This window comes from Pseudomonas sp. C32 (genome assembly GCF_030417915.1).
Classification (GTDB): domain Bacteria; phylum Pseudomonadota; class Gammaproteobacteria; order Pseudomonadales; family Pseudomonadaceae; genus Aquipseudomonas.
In genome coordinates this window covers 303,944-320,549 of record NZ_JAUHUK010000002.1, presented here as the reverse complement: position 1 = coordinate 320,549, position 16,606 = coordinate 303,944, and the positions used below count along the sequence as shown (strand labels likewise).

16 protein-coding genes are annotated in these 16,606 nt (G+C 60.2%); 6 read left to right on the top strand and 10 right to left on the bottom strand.

Features of this window, described 5'->3' with window-relative positions; genetic code table 11:
* Nucleotides 1–282: 282 nt before the first annotated feature.
* A complete protein-coding gene (gene betT, locus QYH43_RS03705) occupies nt 283–2,244 on the top strand; it encodes a choline transporter BetT (protein WP_177408810.1) in 1,962 nt (653 codons plus the stop codon).
* A gap of 25 nt (nt 2,245–2,269) precedes the next feature.
* On the opposite strand, the gene QYH43_RS03700 is transcribed toward betT, so the two are convergent.
* Nucleotides 2,270–2,530 (bottom strand): hypothetical protein, encoded by a 261-nt coding sequence (locus QYH43_RS03700; RefSeq protein ID WP_095058217.1) that lies wholly within the window; start codon nt 2,528–2,530, stop codon nt 2,270–2,272.
* Nucleotides 2,531–2,742: 212 nt separating this feature from the next.
* Between QYH43_RS03700 and QYH43_RS03695 the strand changes: the two genes are divergently transcribed.
* Together QYH43_RS03695 and QYH43_RS03690 are read left to right on the top strand one after the other, a co-directional pair.
* Complete coding sequence (locus QYH43_RS03695) at nt 2,743–2,892, top strand: type II toxin-antitoxin system HicA family toxin (protein ID WP_095058218.1); 150 nt, start codon at nt 2,743–2,745, stop codon at nt 2,890–2,892.
* Between the two features lie 59 nt (nt 2,893–2,951).
* Nucleotides 2,952–3,353 (top strand): type II toxin-antitoxin system HicB family antitoxin, encoded by a 402-nt coding sequence (locus QYH43_RS03690; protein ID WP_301156392.1) that lies wholly within the window; start codon nt 2,952–2,954, stop codon nt 3,351–3,353.
* Nucleotides 3,354–3,394: 41 nt separating this feature from the next.
* On the opposite strand, the gene tauD is transcribed toward QYH43_RS03690, so the two are convergent.
* The 7 genes from tauD to QYH43_RS03655 all read right to left on the bottom strand — a co-directional run bounded on the left by tauD (nt 3,395) and on the right by QYH43_RS03655 (nt 11,785).
* On the bottom strand, nt 3,395–4,237 hold the full coding sequence (gene tauD, locus QYH43_RS03685) for a taurine dioxygenase (RefSeq protein WP_095058220.1): 843 nt from the start codon (nt 4,235–4,237) through the stop codon (nt 3,395–3,397).
* A gap of 132 nt (nt 4,238–4,369) precedes the next feature.
* Complete coding sequence (tauC, locus tag QYH43_RS03680; RefSeq protein WP_095058221.1) at nt 4,370–5,206, bottom strand: taurine ABC transporter permease TauC; 837 nt, start codon at nt 5,204–5,206, stop codon at nt 4,370–4,372.
* Entirely contained in the window at nt 5,203–5,997 is a 795-nt protein-coding gene (gene tauB, locus QYH43_RS03675) for a taurine ABC transporter ATP-binding subunit (RefSeq protein WP_301156341.1), read from the bottom strand. The genes tauC and tauB overlap by 4 nt, the downstream gene beginning before the upstream one ends.
* Before the next feature lie 14 nt (nt 5,998–6,011).
* Complete coding sequence (gene tauA / locus QYH43_RS03670; RefSeq protein WP_095058223.1) at nt 6,012–6,989, bottom strand: taurine ABC transporter substrate-binding protein; 978 nt, start codon at nt 6,987–6,989, stop codon at nt 6,012–6,014.
* A gap of 247 nt (nt 6,990–7,236) precedes the next feature.
* Nucleotides 7,237–8,820: a glutamate--cysteine ligase gene (gshA, locus tag QYH43_RS03665; protein ID WP_301156339.1), complete on the bottom strand. Its 1,584-nt coding sequence runs from the start codon at nt 8,818–8,820 to the stop codon at nt 7,237–7,239.
* A 257-nt stretch (nt 8,821–9,077) separates the two neighbouring features.
* The gene (locus QYH43_RS03660) at nt 9,078–9,461 is read right to left on the bottom strand and encodes a PaaI family thioesterase (protein WP_301156338.1); all 384 of its coding nucleotides are present in this window, start codon (nt 9,459–9,461) and stop codon (nt 9,078–9,080) included.
* Nucleotides 9,461–11,785 carry a Tex family protein gene (locus tag QYH43_RS03655; RefSeq protein ID WP_301156337.1) on the bottom strand — a complete coding sequence of 775 codons (2,325 nt, stop codon included), beginning with the start codon at nt 11,783–11,785 and terminating at the stop codon, nt 9,461–9,463. The genes QYH43_RS03660 and QYH43_RS03655 overlap by 1 nt, the downstream gene beginning before the upstream one ends.
* Nucleotides 11,786–12,146: 361 nt before the next feature.
* Here QYH43_RS03655 and ompR point away from each other — a divergent pair, with 361 nt between their 5' ends.
* Both ompR and QYH43_RS03645 read left to right on the top strand, forming a co-directional pair.
* On the top strand, nt 12,147–12,887 hold the full coding sequence (gene ompR, locus QYH43_RS03650; protein ID WP_095058227.1) for a two-component system response regulator OmpR: 741 nt from the start codon (nt 12,147–12,149) through the stop codon (nt 12,885–12,887).
* A gap of 116 nt (nt 12,888–13,003) precedes the next feature.
* Complete coding sequence (locus tag QYH43_RS03645) at nt 13,004–14,317, top strand: ATP-binding protein (protein WP_095058228.1); 1,314 nt, start codon at nt 13,004–13,006, stop codon at nt 14,315–14,317.
* An 85-nt stretch (nt 14,318–14,402) separates the two neighbouring features.
* Here QYH43_RS03645 and rimK read toward each other — a convergent pair whose 3' ends face one another.
* Both rimK and QYH43_RS03635 read right to left on the bottom strand, forming a co-directional pair.
* The gene (gene rimK / locus QYH43_RS03640) at nt 14,403–15,308 is read right to left on the bottom strand and encodes a 30S ribosomal protein S6--L-glutamate ligase (protein ID WP_007972871.1); all 906 of its coding nucleotides are present in this window, start codon (nt 15,306–15,308) and stop codon (nt 14,403–14,405) included.
* On the bottom strand, nt 15,305–15,724 hold the full coding sequence (locus QYH43_RS03635) for an ATP-dependent zinc protease (protein ID WP_301156391.1): 420 nt from the start codon (nt 15,722–15,724) through the stop codon (nt 15,305–15,307). The genes rimK and QYH43_RS03635 overlap by 4 nt, the downstream gene beginning before the upstream one ends.
* Before the next feature lie 277 nt (nt 15,725–16,001).
* Between QYH43_RS03635 and QYH43_RS03630 the strand changes: the two genes are divergently transcribed.
* Entirely contained in the window at nt 16,002–16,409 is a 408-nt protein-coding gene (locus tag QYH43_RS03630) for a S4 domain-containing protein (protein WP_095058229.1), read from the top strand.
* The last annotated feature ends 197 nt before the right edge of the window (nt 16,410–16,606 follow it).

Here is a 16,606-nt window from a genome sequence, read left to right as displayed (position 1 = left end):
AAAGATCGCAGCCTGCGCCAGCTCCTGCAGAACACCTCTAAATTCCGCGTAATGCCCTTCCTTGAGCTAGCGTACAACCAGTACCGCCGAGCCCTGCGATTAGTCCTTAGCCCCCTATGTATGTTTAACTTGAACGTTCATTCAAGTTAAACCGGTGGTTCGCCGCCCGCTCACAACAGGAGGCTTGCCTTTGCTGAGTCCGATTTCTACAGCCACGTTTTATCCCCCCGAGGTGCACCGCTCATGAGTGCATCGTCCCTCCCACCAAGCGGCCTGGTCCGCATGAATCCGCCGGTTTTCTACTTCTCGGCGAGCTTCATTCTGTTGTTTGGCGTTGTTGTCATCGCCATGCCCGAGCAAGCCGGGGCCTGGTTACTGGCGGCGCAAAACTGGGCGGCCAACACGGTCGGCTGGTATTACATGTTGGCGATGACCCTGTATCTGGTCTTCGTGGTGGTCACCGCGTTATCGGGCTACGGCAAGATCAAACTCGGTGCCGACCACGACGAGCCCGAATTCAGTTACCTGTCCTGGGCCGGCATGTTGTTCGCCGCCGGGATCAGCATCACGCTGTTTTTCTTCTGCGTGTCCGAACCGCTGACCCACATGCTCCAACCGCCCCAAGGCGAGGCGGGCACGGCGGATGCGGCGCGACAGGCGATGCAGATCCTGTTTCTGCACTGGGGCCTGCATGGCTGGGGTGTGTTCGCCTTTGTCGGCATGGCGCTGGCGTATTTTGCCTATCGACATAACCTGCCATTGGCCCTGCGTTCGGCGCTGTACCCGCTGATCGGTAAACGCATCAACGGCCCCATCGGTTACGCCGTGGACGGTTTCGGCATCATCGCCACGGTGTTCGGTCTTGGTGCCGATATGGGCTTTGGCGTACTCCATCTCAACTCGGGTCTGGACTACCTGTTCGGCATCGCTCACACGCAGTGGATTCAAGTCGGGCTGATCACGCTGATGATGGGCGCAGCGATCATCGTTGCCGTATCAGGCGTCGATAAGGGCGTGAGGGTCATGTCCGACATCAACATGCTGCTGGCCTGCGCACTGCTGCTGTTCGTGTTGTTCGCCGGGCCGACGCAGCATTTGCTCAACACGTTGATCCAGAACCTCGGCGACTACCTCGGCGCGTTGCCGATGAAGAGTTTCGACCTTTACGCCTATGACAAACCCAGCGACTGGCTGGGTGGCTGGACAGTGTTCTACTGGGCCTGGTGGATTGCGTGGTCGCCGTTCGTGGGCCTGTTCATCGCACGGATTTCCCGTGGCCGCACCATCCGTGAATTCGTCTTCGGCGTGCTGCTGATTCCGCTCGGCTTCACCCTGGCGTGGATGTCGATCTTCGGCAACAGCGCCATCGATCAGGTGCTCAACCACGGCATGAGCGCGCTGGGCATGTCGGCCATCGATAACCCGTCGATGACCCTTTACCTGCTGCTGGAAACCTACCCGTGGAGCAAAACGGTCATCGCCATTACGGTGTTCATCAGTTTCGTGTTCTTCGTGACCTCTGCCGATTCCGGCACCGTGGTGCTGTCGACGCTGTCTGCCAAGGGCGGTAATCCGGACGAAGACGGGCCGAAATGGTTGCGGGTGTTCTGGGGTGCGATGACTGCGCTGGTGACCAGTGCGCTGCTGTTCTCCGGCAGTATCGATGCGCTGAAGTCGGCGGTGGTTCTGACGTCGCTGCCGTTCTCGCTGATCTTGCTGCTGATGATGTGGGGACTGCACAAGGCGTTTTATCTGGAGTCGCAAAAGCAGATTGCGCAGATGCACTCGTTGGCGCCGGTGTCCGGCTCACGGCGTGGCAAGGGCGGTTGGCGTCAGCGCCTGAGCCAGGCGGTGCATTTTCCGTCGCGTGATGAGGTTTATCGTTTCCTCGATACGACGGTGCGTCCGGCCATTGAAGAAGTGTCTGCCGTGTTCATCGAAAAAGGTTTGCACGTAGCGACACACCCGGACCCGGCCAACGACAGCGTCAGCCTGGAAATCGGCCATGGCGATCAGCATCCGTTCGTCTATCAAGTGCAGATGCGCGGCTACTTCACGCCGTCGTTTGCCCGTGGCGGCATGGGTTCCAAGCAGCTCAACAATCGCCGTTACTACCGCGCCGAAGTGCATTTGAGCGAAGGCAGTCAGGACTACGATCTGGTCGGCTACACCAAGGAGCAGATCATCAACGACATCCTCGACCAGTACGAACGGCACATGCAGTTCCTGCATCTGGTGCGCTGATCGGGGGGCAGGGCGTCGAGGCCAGTCAGGTCTCGGCGCTCAGCACCATGAACAACACCAGCGCCGCCACCGGAATGCTGAACACCATTGTGCCGATCCCCAATTCCGTGCTCAGCGACTGGCCGGCCGTCACCATGCCAATGGCACCATTGATGACCGTCAACGCCAGCCACAGGACGACGAAACTGTAGGTCAGGGTCTGCCGGCTGAAGCCGAGTTTCTCGCCGATGAACAGCATCATCGCGAGCAGGGCCAGGCCGAAGGTGATGATGATCGTCGTGTGCATGCTTGCTCCATCCTTGCGATAGGTATCGCCGGTTTGATGCCATGGCAACTTTGTGCCTGCCGAGTGCGATTGTGCAAGTGCGCCGTCGGTCTGGGGTGAAGGTCAGGCTCGGCTTGTTCGGCCAATATTTTACTGAGTGTGTATGGTGTGTATTGTTGTCAAGCCTTGGCGCTTAAAGTAGACAGCCGTTGATGTCGAAAAAGGCGAAGGACATGCGAAGTCGGGAAATGATCAGGATGATCGAAGAAGATGGTTGGTATCTGGTGGCGGTGAAAGGTAGTCATCATCAGTACAAACATCCTGATTCGGAGCTGCCAAAAGGAACGATCAACAGCATATTGAAACAGGCGGGGCTGAAATGACACCCGTCAACGGATATGAAAGTCCCGACAGGGACACATCACAGGAAGGAATCATCGAGATGAAATTTCCGGTTGTTCTGCACAAGGATGCCGACTCTGATTACGGAGTAATCGTCCCGGACGTGCCGGGTTGTTTCTCGGCGGGTGGTACGGTGGCGCAGGCGCTCGAAAACGTGAAGGACGCGCTGTCTCTACATTACGAGGGTTTGGTTGCCGACGGTGATCCGTTGCCGCAGGTGCAGGAAATCGACGCGCACCTTGATAATCCCGATTTTGCTGGTGGGGTTTGGGCAGTGGTCGATTTTGACATCACGCCCTATTTCGGCAAGTCGGTGCGCTTCAATGCCACGCTGCCAGAGCAACTGCTCGAGCGTATCGATCAGACCGTCAGACGGGATCAACGGTACAGTTCAAGGTCTGGCTTTTTAGCCGCAGCGGCCCTGCGGGAATTGTCGGCATAGCGGTGGGTAAAGCCGGTTTACCCAGGAAACCGGCTCAATATTTACCTGAAAAACGGCACATCCCCCAACACCGTCGCCCGCTGCATCACCCGCCGTGCCGGGCGGTAGTCGTCTACCGCGTAATGCTGGGTTACGCGATTGTCCCAGAACGCGATGTCGTCCTGTTGCCAGCGCCAGCGGATGGTGAATTCCGGGCGTGTTGTATGGGCGAACAGGAACTTCAGAATCGCTTCGCTCTCGGTTTCCGACAGCTCGTTGAGCTTCGAGGTGAAGCCTTCGTTGACGAACAACGAGCGGCGTCCGCTGACCGGATGCGTGCGGATCACCGGGTGCGACAGTGGCGGGTTCTTGCGCCGGGCTTCTTCCCATTGGGCCAGCGCCTCTGGCGTGTTGCCGTAGCGCTCCAGCGGAAATGAACGGGTGAAGTCGTGGGTGGCGGTGAGCCCTTCGAGCAGGTTTTTCAACGGTGCCGACAAGGCTTCATACGCTGCGATACCGCTGGCCCATAACGTGTCGCCACCGAACTCCGGCAGCAGTTTGGCGCTGAGTACCGCGCCCATGGCCGGGGTCGGCAGGAAGGTTACGTCGGTGTGCCAGATGGCGTTATCGCGCACGTCGGTGACGGCGGTGTCGAGGATCAGCACTTCGGGTTGCTCAGGCACGTTCGGGTAGATCGGGTGAATGTGCAGGTCGCCGAAATTGGCGGCGAATCGTGCCTGTTGCTGTGGGGTGATTGGCTGATTGCGGAAGAACAAAACCTGATGTTTGAGCAGTGCCTGTTCGATGGCATCGCGCTGTTCCACATTCAGCGGCTGACTGATGTCGATGCCACTGATCTGGGCGCCGAGGGCGGAGCTTAAAGGGGTGATGGACAACTGACTCATGATGATTCTCTTCAATCCGGTTTACCAACTGTAGGAGCGAGCTTGCTCGCGATCGCGGTGCATCAGTCAAAGCATCGTCGTCTGATGATCAGCAATCGCGAGCAAGCTCGCTCCTACAGGGTTGTTCAATTTTCAGTGAGCCTGGCCGTGCCACGGCACCAGTTTGCGTTGCAAGGCGCGCAGGCCCATTTCCATGGCGAAGGCAATCAGTGCGATCACCAGAATGCCCAGCACCACCACATCGGTGACCAGAAACTGCGCGGCCGACTGCACCATGAAGCCCAAGCCGCTGGTGGCGGCAATCAGTTCGGCGGCGACCAGCGTCGACCAGCCCACACCCAGGCCAATGCGCACACCGGTCAGAATGTCCGGCAAGGCACTTGGCAAAATGACGTGGCGAATCAACTGCGCCCGAGTCGCTCCCAAGGACTGCGCGGCGCGCAACTTGGCCGGGTCGACGGTGCGCACACCAGTGGAGGTAGCGATGGCAATCGGGGCGAAAATCGCCAGGTAGATCAGCAAGACTTTCGACAACTCACCGATGCCGCACCAGATCACGATCAGCGGCAGATAGGCCAGCGGTGGAATCGGGCGGTAGAACTCGATCAACGGATCGAGCACGCCACGAGCAACACGGTTGGCACCGATGGCAATGCCCACCGGCACGGCGGTCAGCACTGCGAAACCGAGGCCCAGGCCAATGCGGCCGAGGCTCGCGCCCAAGTGCTGCCACAACGTCGAATCCATGTAGCCGCTGGTCACCAGCAGCCAGCCTTTTTGCAGCACGGCGGACGGTGGCGGCAGGAACAGCGGTTCGATCAAACCGCTCGCGGTGACGGCCCACCAAATGAAAACGAGGGCGGCCAGCGTCAACAGGCTGATCCAGCGAGTGCTCAGGCTGCGACGGACCGGACTTGTCGTAGCGCCGGGTTTGATCGCCGTCGCTGCGGGGATTTCGTAGCTGCTCATGCGCGCTCCTGCCGCTGGGCGGCGCTGCGTTGGGAGAACACTTTGGCGAGTACGTGTTCGCGGGTTTCGATAAAGCGTGGGTCGGATTTGATCGAGCGAGCCGACTCACCGGCGGCGTAGCGCTGACCGAAGTCGAGGCTCAAACGCTCGACGATTTGCCCAGGATTGGGCGCCAGCAGAATCAGGTCGGTGGCGAGGAAAACCGCTTCTTCAATGTCGTGGGTGATCAGGAACACGGGTTTGGCTGTGCGCCGCCAGACTTGCAGCAGCAGCTCTTGCATCTGTTCACGGGTGAAGGCATCGAGGGCGCCGAAGGGCTCATCCATCAGCAACACACGCGGGTCGGCGGCGAGGGCGCGGGCCAGGCCGACACGTTGTTTCTGGCCACCCGAGAGTTGCCAGATCCGGCGGCTCTCAAACCCGGAGAGGTCCACCAGCGCGAGCATTTCCCGGGCGCGGATTTCGCGTTTGTCCCGGGCGATGCCGGCCAGTTCCAGGCCGAAGCCGACGTTGGCCAGCACGTCCTGCCAAGGCAGCAGGGCATCGTCCTGGAACACTACACCGCGTTCGGCGCTCGGGCCTTTGACCGGTACGCCATCGAGGGTGATGCGCCCGGCACTGGGCTCGACGAAACCGGCAATCAGGTTCAACAACGACGTCTTGCCACTGCCGGACGGGCCGAGGGCGACCAGCAATTGCTGGGGCCCAAGGCTCAGGGAAATATCCGCCAGCACCGGTTCCGGACTGCCGGGGTACTGTGCGCTGATGCGCTCCAGCTGTAGCAAGGCCATCGCAAATCTCCCGATCAGTTGGTAATGAACTTGGCGCTGACGTACGGCGCGTAGTCCGGCAGCACGGCCTCGACCTTGCCTTGTTCCTTGAGGAACGCGGCGGTGTCGGTGATGGCCTTGGTGGTCGGCGCGCCGAGGGTGATCACCTGATCAGCCGCCAGCGGGTAGACGTTGCCTTGCAACAGCAGCGGAATGTCGCTGGCCTTGGCGCCGGACAGTTTCACCAACTTGTCGACGTTGCTTTGATTGGCGAGCCAGGCTTGCGGGTCTTTGCGGTAGTCGGCGTAGGCATCGAGGGTCACTTTGGCGAACGCGGTGACGATTTCCGGGTGCTTCTCGGCGAAGTCCTTGCGCACGATCCAGGCATCGAACGTCGGTGCGCCGAACTTGGCCAGTTCACCGGAGGTGATCAGCACTTTGCCGTTCTCCTTGGCGACACCCAACGCTGGGTCCCACACGTAAGTGGCGTCGATGTCGCCGCGTTTCCAGGCGGCAATGATCGCGGGCGGCGCGAGGTTGAGGACGGTCACTTTCGAGGGATCGATGTTCCAGTGCTTCAGTGCGGCCAGCAGGCTGTAATGCCCGGTGGACACGAACGGCACGGCGATTTTCTTGCCGATCAGGTCTTGAGGGGTCTTGATCCCGGAACCGTCGCGGGCGACCAGGGCTTCGGCGGCGCCGATCTGGGTGGCGATGAGGAAGGTTTCTACCGGCACTTTGCGGGTGATGGCGGCAGTCAGGGGGCTGGAACCGAGGTAGCCGATCTGCACGTCGCCGGAGGCGATGGCGGCAATGATGTCGGCGCCGTTATCGAATTTTCGCCAGCTGATATCGGCCTTGGTGGCCTTTTCGTAACTGCCGTCGGCCTGGGCGACTTTCGCCGGATCAACGGTGGTCTGGTAGGCGACAGTGAAGTCGGTCGCCTGGGCAAAAAAGCTCGCGGTAGCCAAGGAAGCGGCCGCCAGCAAGCGAAGGGGGAAAGTCAGTTTCATCAGAAAGCTCCTTGTCAGGCGACCGAATGTCGGCGTGAGAAAGAGACTAAATGATCTAAGAATTCGAAAATAAATAACTTTTTCGAATTAGCTTATGAGAGGAAAATTGAGAAGCGACCGCTTCGCGGTCAATCGCTAGCAGGCTAGCTCCCACAGGGTTCAAGGGTGTTCACACAATTGCGCGAACACTGAAAGTCCTCTGTGGGAGCTAGCCTGCTGGCGATAAGGTCCGCAGGACCTTCCGAGGTTAGTTACTGATCGCCAGAATGCTCGCCTGGTACGCCCCGACAAACACATCGAAATCGCCGACTTCGTTCTGTTCCAGCTCAACCTGATCAGCCAGCGACGAACGCGCCCGCGCTTCAAATTTCGCCTGTTGCTCAGCTGGCAATGGTTCGCTGCGGAAGAACTCCGCATGGGCCTGGCTCTGGCGCAGGGAGAACTGGGCAAAGCTCTCCTTGTGCTCGGCCATCGACGCGAGCACCTGGGCCGATGGCGTCAGGGACGGGTCCTGGACCTTGGCCATCTGAGCGTCCAGCGCCTTGCTGTGGGCATCGCCGCCATGGCTCTGATCAAGCAGGGCGGCCAGTGGTGCAATGTTTTCCAACAACTGGCCAGCCCACTCTTTCAGGTCGACCGGTTGCCCGTCGCGTTGCAGTTGCAGGCCCGGACGGCGCCCTTCCTTGACCACGCTGAGGAAGTTTGACGTCGCGTTGCCGCAATTGGTGTTGGTCAGCAGCGGGCTGTCGTTCAGCGCGCAGTACAGCAGGAACGCATCGAGGAAGCGCGACTCGGTAAGGTCGATACCCATTGGCAGGAACGGGTTGATGTCCAGGCAGCGCACTTCGACGTACTGGATGCCACGGGCCATCAGCGCCTGAATCGGTCGCTCACCGGTGTAGGTCACGCGTTTCGGACGGATGTTGGAGTAGTACTCGTTTTCGATCTGCAGGATGTTGGTGTTGAGCTGAACCCACTCACCGTCCTTGTGCGTACCGATCTCGACGTATGGCGCATACGGCGTGGCGACTGCTTTGCGCAGGCTGTCGGTGTAGCTGTTCAGATCGTTGTAGCACGGCGTCAGGCCGGCCTGGGCGTTGCTCTGGTAACCCAGATCGCTCATGCGCAGGCTGGTGGCGTATGGCAGGTACAAGGTGTGCGGGTCCAGTTGCTCCAGCTGATGCGAGCGACCGCGCAGGAAACCGGCGTCCAGCGCTGGCGATGCGCCGAACAGGTACATCAGCAGCCAGCTGTAACGGCGGAAGTTGCGGATCAGCGCGATGTAGGACGACGACTGAAAATCGCGATCCGTGCCGACAAAACCTTCGGCCTGCTTGAGCAGCGGCCAGAGCTTTTCCGGCAGGGAAAAGTTGTAGTGGATACCGGCAATGCATTGCATGGTCTTGCCGTAACGCAGCGCCAGGCCCTTGCGGTACACGTACTTGAGCTGCCCGATATTGGACGTGCCGTAATAGGCGATCGGGATGTCTTCCTCGGCCGGCAACGGGCACGGCATCGAGGGGCTCCACAGGTACTCGTTGCCGAGCTTGCTGTAGGCAAAGCGGTGAATGCTGTCCAGGCTCGCCAGCGTATCGGCCGGGTCGGGCAGGGCCGGGGTGATGAACTCCAGCAGCGACTCGGAATAGTCGGTGGTGATCAGTTCATTGGTCAGCGCGGAACCCAATTCTTCCGGGTGCGGCGTTTGCGCCAGGCGACCTTCGCCAGTCACGCGCAGGCATTCACGTTCGATGCCGTGAAGGCACTGTTCGAGCAGAGAGAGGTTAGCGCGCTCGCCAAGCAGGGCCAGGCGGCGGTTGAGAAGTTCGCTCAAGTTGGATTCCTTCACGCGTCAGTCGCCCCAATATGGGGGTGGGCAAGACGGTCTACAAGGGTGAAGTTAAAACTGGCGTTTTCGCCTGGTTTTTGCATCGAGCAGCCGTGACCCCTGTAGGAGCGAGCATGCTCGCGAAGAAGGCAGGGGCGCCGCTGAGATCCTGGCAGCCCTGGTTATCGTTGACCTTCTTCGCGAGCATGCTCGCTCCTACAGGTTTCTTAGCGCCGAAATTAACTCAAATCGATGACATCTAGCTACAGGACAGCGAACGTGCCTTGTGCTTTTGCGACCAGTTTGTCGCCTTGCATCACATCGGCTTCGACCACCAACGTGCGGCGGCCCGGGTGGATCACCCGCGCCGTGCACATCACCTCACCGTCCGAGACGGCGCGGATGTAGTTGATCTTGCACTCGATGGTTGCGCTCTGCTGGTCAAAGCCGTGGGTGCTGGAACAGGCCAGCCCCATGGCAATGTCCACCAGGCTGAACAAGGCCCCGCCGTGCAGCTTGCCACCGCGATTGCGCAGCTTCGGTTCCAGGCCCAGGGCAACTTGCGCGACCCCGGTTTCCAGGCTGTGCAAACGACAGCCCAGCAGCTTGAAAAAGGCGCTTTCGGTGTAACCGGCGGGGATCTCCATCAACGTTTCTTCAACTGCTTGGCGTTGGCGAACAGCGAAGCCATGGCGTTGTTGCTCGGTGCTGCCGCCGTGGATTCCTTGCGTGGTGCAGTGTTCTGGGATTGGCGCGGCGCCGAACCCGGACGTGCGCCACGAGCGCCGTCGATTTTCTCGCCTGGGGTGTCGCTCATGCGCATCGACAGGCCCACGCGTTTACGCGGGATGTCGATTTCCATGACCTTCACTTTCACCACGTCACCGGCCTTCACCGCTTCGCGCGGATCCTTGATGAACTTCTCCGAAAGTGCAGAGATGTGCACCAAACCGTCCTGATGCACGCCGATGTCGACGAACGCGCCGAAGTTGGTCACGTTGGTCACCACACCTTCGAGAATCATGCCCAGTTGCAGGTCCTTGAGGTCTTCGACACCTTCCTGGAACTCGGCGGTCTTGAACTCGGGACGCGGGTCGCGGCCGGGCTTTTCCAGTTCCTGAAGGATGTCGGTGACCGTTGGCAGACCGAAGGTTTCGTCGGTGTATTTCTTCGGATCCAGACGCTTGAGGAACGCGGCATCGCCGATCAGCGAACGGATATCGCGGTCGGTTTCAGCGGCAATGCGCTGAACCAGCGGGTAGGCTTCCGGGTGAACCGCCGACGAGTCCAGCGGGTTTTCGCCGTTCATGACACGCAGGAATCCAGCGGCCTGTTCGAAGGTTTTCTCGCCCAGACGTGCGACTTTCTTCAGTGCGGCACGAGTCTTGAATGCGCCGTGCTCGTCACGGTGGCTGACGATGTTTTGCGCCAGGGTCGCATTGAGGCCGGAGATCCGTGCCAGCAGGGCCACGGACGCGGTATTCACGTCCACGCCGACGGCGTTCACGCAGTCCTCGACCACGGCGTCCAGGCCGCGTGCCAGTTTCAGCTGCGATACGTCGTGCTGGTACTGGCCGACACCGATGGATTTCGGATCGATCTTCACCAGCTCAGCCAGCGGGTCTTGCAGGCGACGGGCAATCGACACCGCGCCACGGATCGACACGTCCAGGTCCGGGAATTCCTTGGAGGCCAGTTCCGATGCCGAGTAAACCGATGCACCGGCTTCAGAGACCATGACCTTGGTCATCTTCATCGCCGGGTATTTTTTGATCAGCTCGGCGGCGAGCTTATCGGTCTCACGGCTGGCGGTGCCGTTGCCGATGGCGATCAGGTCCACCGCGTGTTTGGCGCACAGGGCGGCAAGAATCGCGAGGGTCTGGTCCCACTTGTTGTGCGGCACGTGCGGGTAAACCGTGGCGTGATCCAGCAGCTTGCCGGTGGAATCGACCACCGCGACCTTGCAGCCGGTACGCAGGCCCGGGTCGAGGCCCAACGTGGCGCGCGGGCCGGCCGGGGCCGACAGCAGCAGGTCGTGCAGGTTGTGCGCGAACACGTTGATCGCTTCGGTTTCCGCGCCATCGCGCAGTTCGCCCAACAAGTCAGTCTCCAGATGGGTGTAGAGCTTGACCTTCCAGGTCCAGCGCACCACTTCGCCCAGCCATTTGTCGGCGGCGCGGTTCTGGTTCTGAATGCCGAATTGCTGGCCGATCATGCCTTCGCACGGGTGCATGGCGCCCGGCAGCTCATCGCCGACTTTCAGCGCGGAGCTGAGAATGCCTTCGTTGCGGCCACGGAAAATCGCCAGGGCGCGGTGCGACGGCATGCTTTTGAGGGGTTCGTCGTGTTCGAAGTAGTCGCGGAACTTGGCGCCTTCCTCTTCCTTGCCGGCAATCACGCGGGCACTGAGGGTGGCTTCCTGCTTGAGGTAGTTGCGCAGCTTCTCCAGCAGGCTGGCGTTTTCGGCGAAGCGTTCCATCAGGATGTACTTGGCGCCTTCGAGGGCGGCCTTCACATCGGCCACGCCTTTTTCGGCGTCGATGAAGCGTGCGGCTTCGGTTTCCGGGCTCAGGGACGGATCGTTGAACAGGCCGTCCGCCAAGTCGCCGAGGCCGGCTTCCAGGGCGATCTGGCCCTTGGTGCGGCGCTTTTGCTTGTAAGGCAGGTACAAGTCTTCGAGGCGGGTCTTGGTGTCGGCAAGCTTGATGTCGCGCTCGAGTTGCGGGGTCAGCTTGCCTTGCTCTTCGATGCTGGCAAGGATGCTGATACGCCGTTCGTCGAGTTCTCGCAGGTAGCGCAGGCGCTCTTCCAGATGACGCAGCTGCGTATCGTCGAGGCTGCCGGTCACTTCTTTCCGGTAACGGGCGATGAAGGGAACGGTAGAGCCTTCATCGAGTAGCGCGACGGCCGCTTCGACCTGTTGTGGGCGTACACCGAGTTCCTCGGCAATGCGGCTGTTGATGCTGTCCATAAAACCACCTGACAAATTGTGAAAGCAGGCTCGCAGGCGCAGAGATAGGGCCTCGGCGAGTCTGGTTGAGCGGCCTGGCCTGCGCCGCTACCTGGATCAAAAGGTAACCCGTTGACCCGTGAAATCGAATAATTACTGCCGGTGCGATGAAAATAAAAAGCGGCTGCCCGGTGTAACGATCAGACGTTGCCTGACACAAAAGGCCGCGCATTATAACCAGCGTTAAGGCATTCGGGGCCATCGTGGTGTGCAGGCGCAAAGGCCGGTTTTCTGGCGCTGGAGGAAAAATCTGCTAACAATGCACACGGTGCGCACAACGGCAGCTACGCCATAATGCGCGCCGAGATCAAAGGAGCATCCAATGAGCAGCACTGCAAACATTGCTGAAGGCGAAAAAATTCTTATTGTTGACGACGATCCGGGCCTCAGCAGCCTGCTGGAACGTTTTTTCGTCAGCAAGGGCTATCGCGCCCGCGCCGTACCGAACACTGAGCAAATGGACCGCCTTCTGGCACGCGAAGTGTTCAACCTGGTCGTCCTCGACCTGATGCTGCCCGGCGAAGACGGCCTGACCGCCTGCCGCCGCCTGCGCAACGCGAACAATCAGATTCCGATCATCATGCTCACCGCCAAGGGCGATGAGCTGAGCCGCATCAAGGGCCTCGAACTGGGCGCCGACGATTACCTGGCCAAGCCGTTCAACCCCGATGAGCTGATGGCACGTGTCAAAGCCGTCCTGCGTCGTCAGTCGGCACCGGTGCCAGGCGCGCCGGGCAGCGAAGACGAAAGCGTGACCTTCGGTGACTATGAGCTGTCCCTGGCCACCCGCGAACTCAAGCGCGGTGAAGAAGTGCACATGCTCACCACCGGTGAGTTCGCGGTACTCAAGGCACTGGTAATGAACGCCCGTCAGCCGCTGACCCGCGACAAGTTGATGAACCTGGCCCGTGGCCGCGAATGGGATGCCCTGGAGCGTTCCATCGACGTGCAGATCTCCCGTCTGCGCCGGATGATCGAACCCGATCCATCCAAACCGCGTTACATCCAGACCGTCTGGGGTGTGGGTTACGTGTTCGTTCCGGATGGCGCCGCCACCAAGTGATCGGCGATTTGTAGGGGCGGGTTGTGCGGGCAAGTCAGTCAAATGACATTGCCCGCAGACTCGCGATCTGCAATGTGCGAGCATCCCTCGCTCCTGCAAGTGTGTAACGGTTATCCATGAAAACCCCCATTTGGTTCCCCCAGAGCTTCTTCTCCCGCACCCTTTGGCTGGTGCTCATCGTCGTGCTGTTTTCCAAGGCGTTGACCCTGGTTTATCTGCTGATGAACGAAGACGTGCTGGTGGATCGTCAATACAGCCACGGCGTCGCCCTGACGCTGCGCGCCTATTGGGCCGCCGATGAAAACAACCGTGACAAGATTGCCGAAGCCGCGACCCTGATCCGGGTGGTGGGCGCGGGTGTTCCGGAAGGCGAACAGCACTGGCCTTACAGCGAGATCTATCAGCGGCAGATGCAGGCAGAGCTGGGGGCCGACACCGAAGTGCGATTACGCATGCATTCGCCACCGGCGCTGTGGGTCCGGGCACCGAGCCTGGGCGACGGTTGGTTGAAAGTGCCGTTGTACCCGCATCCGTTGCGCGGCCAGAAAATCTGGAACGTGCTTGGCTGGTTCCTGGCTATCGGTTTGCTGTCCACGGCGTCGGCGTGGATCTTCGTCAGCCAGCTCAATCAACCCCTGAAACGTCTGGTGTATGCCGCACGGCAACTCGGCCAGGGGCGCAGCGTGCGCCTGCCGATCAGTGACACGCCGAGTGAAATGACGGAGGTGTATCGCGCCTTCAACCAGATGGCAGAAGACGTCGAGCAGGCGGGTCGCGAGCGAGAGCTGATGTTGGCCGGGGTCTCCCACGATTTACGCACGCCGTTGACCCGATTGCGCCTGTCGCTGGAGTTGATGGGCGACCGCACCGACCTGACGGACGACATGGTGCGTGACATCGAAGACATGGATGCGATTCTTGACCAGTTCCTGGCGTTCATTCGTGACGGACGCGACGAGACGGTGGAAGAGGTTGACCTGAGCGATCTGGTCCGCGAAGTCGCCGCGCCGTACAACCAGAACGAAGAAAAAGTGCGCTTGCGCCTGGAGCCGATCCAGCCGTTTCCGCTGCGGCGTGTATCGATGAAACGTCTACTCAACAACCTGATCGGCAACGCCCTTCATCATGCCGGTAGCGGTGTGGAAGTGGCGGCGTATGTCTCCGGTGACACCGCCGCACCGTACGTGGTGCTGAGCGTCATGGACCGAGGCGCCGGGATCGATCCGTCGGAGCTGGAGGCGATTTTCAACCCGTTCACTCGGGGCGACCGTGCCCGGGGTGGCAAGGGCACCGGATTGGGGTTGGCAATTGTGAAGCGGATTGCTTCGATGCATGGCGGCAACGTTGAACTGCGCAACCGTTCGGGCGGCGGGCTGGAAGCGCGGGTGCGGTTGCCGCTGGGGTTGATGTTGCCGCGGGATGCGGTTTAACGGCTGAAAAGATCGCAGCCTGCGGCAGCTCCTACAGAGCAACGTGTACCCCTGTAGGAGCTGCCGCAGGCTGCGATTTTTTGCTTTATCCCTTGCCTTTGGTCCGGGTCATATTCGGCCCGCCATTCTTCTCCAGATGCTCAATGATGATCCCGGCCACGTTTTTCCCGGTGGTGGTCTCAATCCCCTCAAGCCCAGGCGACGAGTTCACTTCCATCACCAGCGGTCCGTGATTGGAGCGCAGGATATCCACGCCCGCCACCGCCAGGCCCATGACCTTTGCCGCACGCAATGCGGTCATGCGTTCTTCCGGCGTGATCTTGATCAGGCTCGCACTGCCACCACGGTGCAGGTTGGAGCGGAACTCGCCGGGCTTGGCCTGACGCTTCATCGCGGCAATGACTTTGTCACCGACCACGAAGCAGCGAATGTCGGCGCCACCCGCCTCCTTGATGTACTCCTGAACCATGATGTTCTGCTTGAGGCCCATGAACGCCTCGATCACTGATTCCGCCGCCGTGGCGGTTTCACACAGCACCACGCCGATGCCTTGGGTGCCTTCCAGCACCTTGATCACCAGCGGTGCACCGTTGACCATTTCGATCAGATCGGGAATGTCGTCCGGCGAGTGGGCGAACCCGGTCACCGGCAAGCCGATGCCCCGGCGTGACAGCAATTGCAACGAACGCAGTTTGTCCCGCGAGCGGGCGATGGCCACCGATTCGTTGAGTGGAAACACCCCCATCATTTCGAACTGGCGCAACACCGCACAGCCATAAAACGTGACCGACGCACCAATCCGCGGGATGACCGCATCAAAACCTTCAAGCGGTTTGCCACGGTAGTGGATCTGCGGCTTGTGACTGGCGATGTTCATGTAGGCGCGCAGGGTGTCGACCACCACCATTTCATGGCCGCGTTCAGTACCGGCTTCAACCAGGCGGCGGGTGGAATACAGACGCGGGTTCCGCGACAGCACAGCGATCTTCATGCAACACCTGTGGAGGAGGTAGATACCGGGAACACCGGCTTGTCTTGTACATATTTAATGCCCGGATTGACCACCAACTGGCCGTCGATCAGGGCTTTGGAACCGAGCAGCAGGCGATAGCGCATGGACTTGCGGCAAGCCAGTGTGAACTGGACTCGCCAGACCCGGTCACCCAGCGCCAGGGTGGTGCTGATCACGTATCGCACCTGCGCATGACCGTTGGAGCTTTTAATGGTTTTCATCGTCACCAGCGGCGCTTCGCAGCGGCGGTGGCGCAGTTGCACCATGGTGCCCAGATGCGCCGTGAAGCGCACCCATTGCTCACCGTCACGCTCGAACGTCTCGATATCGGTGGCATGCAGGCTGGAGGTGCTGGCGCCGGTGTCGATTTTTGCCCGAAGACCGGCAACCCCCAAATCAGGGAGCGCCACCCACTCGCGCAGACCGACAACGGTCAAATGGTCAAATGTCTTCAAAATGGCTCAGTCGGTGGAAACCGCGGTGGCCTCAGGCGGCCGAGTTCGCGGTATTCACGCAGAATAATGGGTAAAAGGCGACAGATATTCGCTGCCCGGTTTTCCAGCCTCGCGGGGGAGGTTATGGAATGTCAGCATTGTAGTCCGGGACGACGAAATTCTTGGCACGAGAGAAACGGTAGTACAGTTCACCAATATTTCAGAGTGAGGACATTCCATGGCACAAAAAAGCGAAGAGGATGACAAAGTCCGCCTCGACAAATGGCTGTGGGCTGCACGTTTTTACAAGACCCGTGCCTTGGCCAAGGCGGCGATTGAAGGCGGCAAGGTGCATTGTCGAGGCGAGCGTTGCAAACCGGGCAAGGAGCCGCGCATCGGCGACGAATTTGTGATTCGTTCCGGTTTCGAGGAGCGTACGGTGGTGGTCCAGGCGTTGTCGATCGTGCGCCGTGGCGCACCGCAGGCACAAACCTTGTATGCCGAAACCCTGGCCAGCATCGCCAAGCGCGAAGAGGCCGCGGCGCAACGCAAAGCAGGCGCCTTGGGCGTGAGCACCGACGGCAAGCCGAGCAAGAAGCAGCGCCGGGATCTGTTCAAGTTTCGTGGCAGTAGCAACGACGACTGAAGTTCGCAGCCTGCGATCTTTTCAAGAGCTTTCATTCTTGCAATCAGGCGATTGCGCATCCATATCAGGTGAGTTGCGCAGATCGCCGCTCGTCGAAAATTACCCACGACGCCGAACCTGTAGGCCATAAACAGATTGGCCGCAATCCGTTGGTGCATGTTCCACCTCCCTTGGATCAGCTCCGGATTGTTCATAAA

Bases quoted from the DNA above. Each gene is read 5' to 3' on its own strand.
- betT (WP_177408810.1), top strand. From the start codon at position 283: ATGAATCCGCCGGTTTTCTACTTCTCGGCGAGCTTCATTCTGTTGTTT.
- QYH43_RS03700 (WP_095058217.1), bottom strand. From the start codon at position 2,530: ATGCACACGACGATCATCATCACCTTCGGCCTGGCCCTGCTCGCGATG.
- QYH43_RS03695 (WP_095058218.1), top strand. From the start codon at position 2,743: ATGCGAAGTCGGGAAATGATCAGGATGATCGAAGAAGATGGTTGGTAT.
- QYH43_RS03690 (WP_301156392.1), top strand. From the start codon at position 2,952: ATGAAATTTCCGGTTGTTCTGCACAAGGATGCCGACTCTGATTACGGA.
- tauD (WP_095058220.1), bottom strand. From the start codon at position 4,237: ATGAGTCAGTTGTCCATCACCCCTTTAAGCTCCGCCCTCGGCGCCCAG.
- tauC (WP_095058221.1), bottom strand. From the start codon at position 5,206: ATGAGCAGCTACGAAATCCCCGCAGCGACGGCGATCAAACCCGGCGCT.
- tauB (WP_301156341.1), bottom strand. From the start codon at position 5,997: ATGGCCTTGCTACAGCTGGAGCGCATCAGCGCACAGTACCCCGGCAGT.
- tauA (WP_095058223.1), bottom strand. From the start codon at position 6,989: ATGAAACTGACTTTCCCCCTTCGCTTGCTGGCGGCCGCTTCCTTGGCT.
- QYH43_RS03660 (WP_301156338.1), bottom strand. From the start codon at position 9,461: ATGGAGATCCCCGCCGGTTACACCGAAAGCGCCTTTTTCAAGCTGCTG.
- QYH43_RS03655 (WP_301156337.1), bottom strand. From the start codon at position 11,785: ATGGACAGCATCAACAGCCGCATTGCCGAGGAACTCGGTGTACGCCCA.
- ompR (WP_095058227.1), top strand. From the start codon at position 12,147: ATGAGCAGCACTGCAAACATTGCTGAAGGCGAAAAAATTCTTATTGTT.
- QYH43_RS03645 (WP_095058228.1), top strand. From the start codon at position 13,004: ATGAAAACCCCCATTTGGTTCCCCCAGAGCTTCTTCTCCCGCACCCTT.
- rimK (WP_007972871.1), bottom strand. From the start codon at position 15,308: ATGAAGATCGCTGTGCTGTCGCGGAACCCGCGTCTGTATTCCACCCGC.
- QYH43_RS03630 (WP_095058229.1), top strand. From the start codon at position 16,002: ATGGCACAAAAAAGCGAAGAGGATGACAAAGTCCGCCTCGACAAATGG.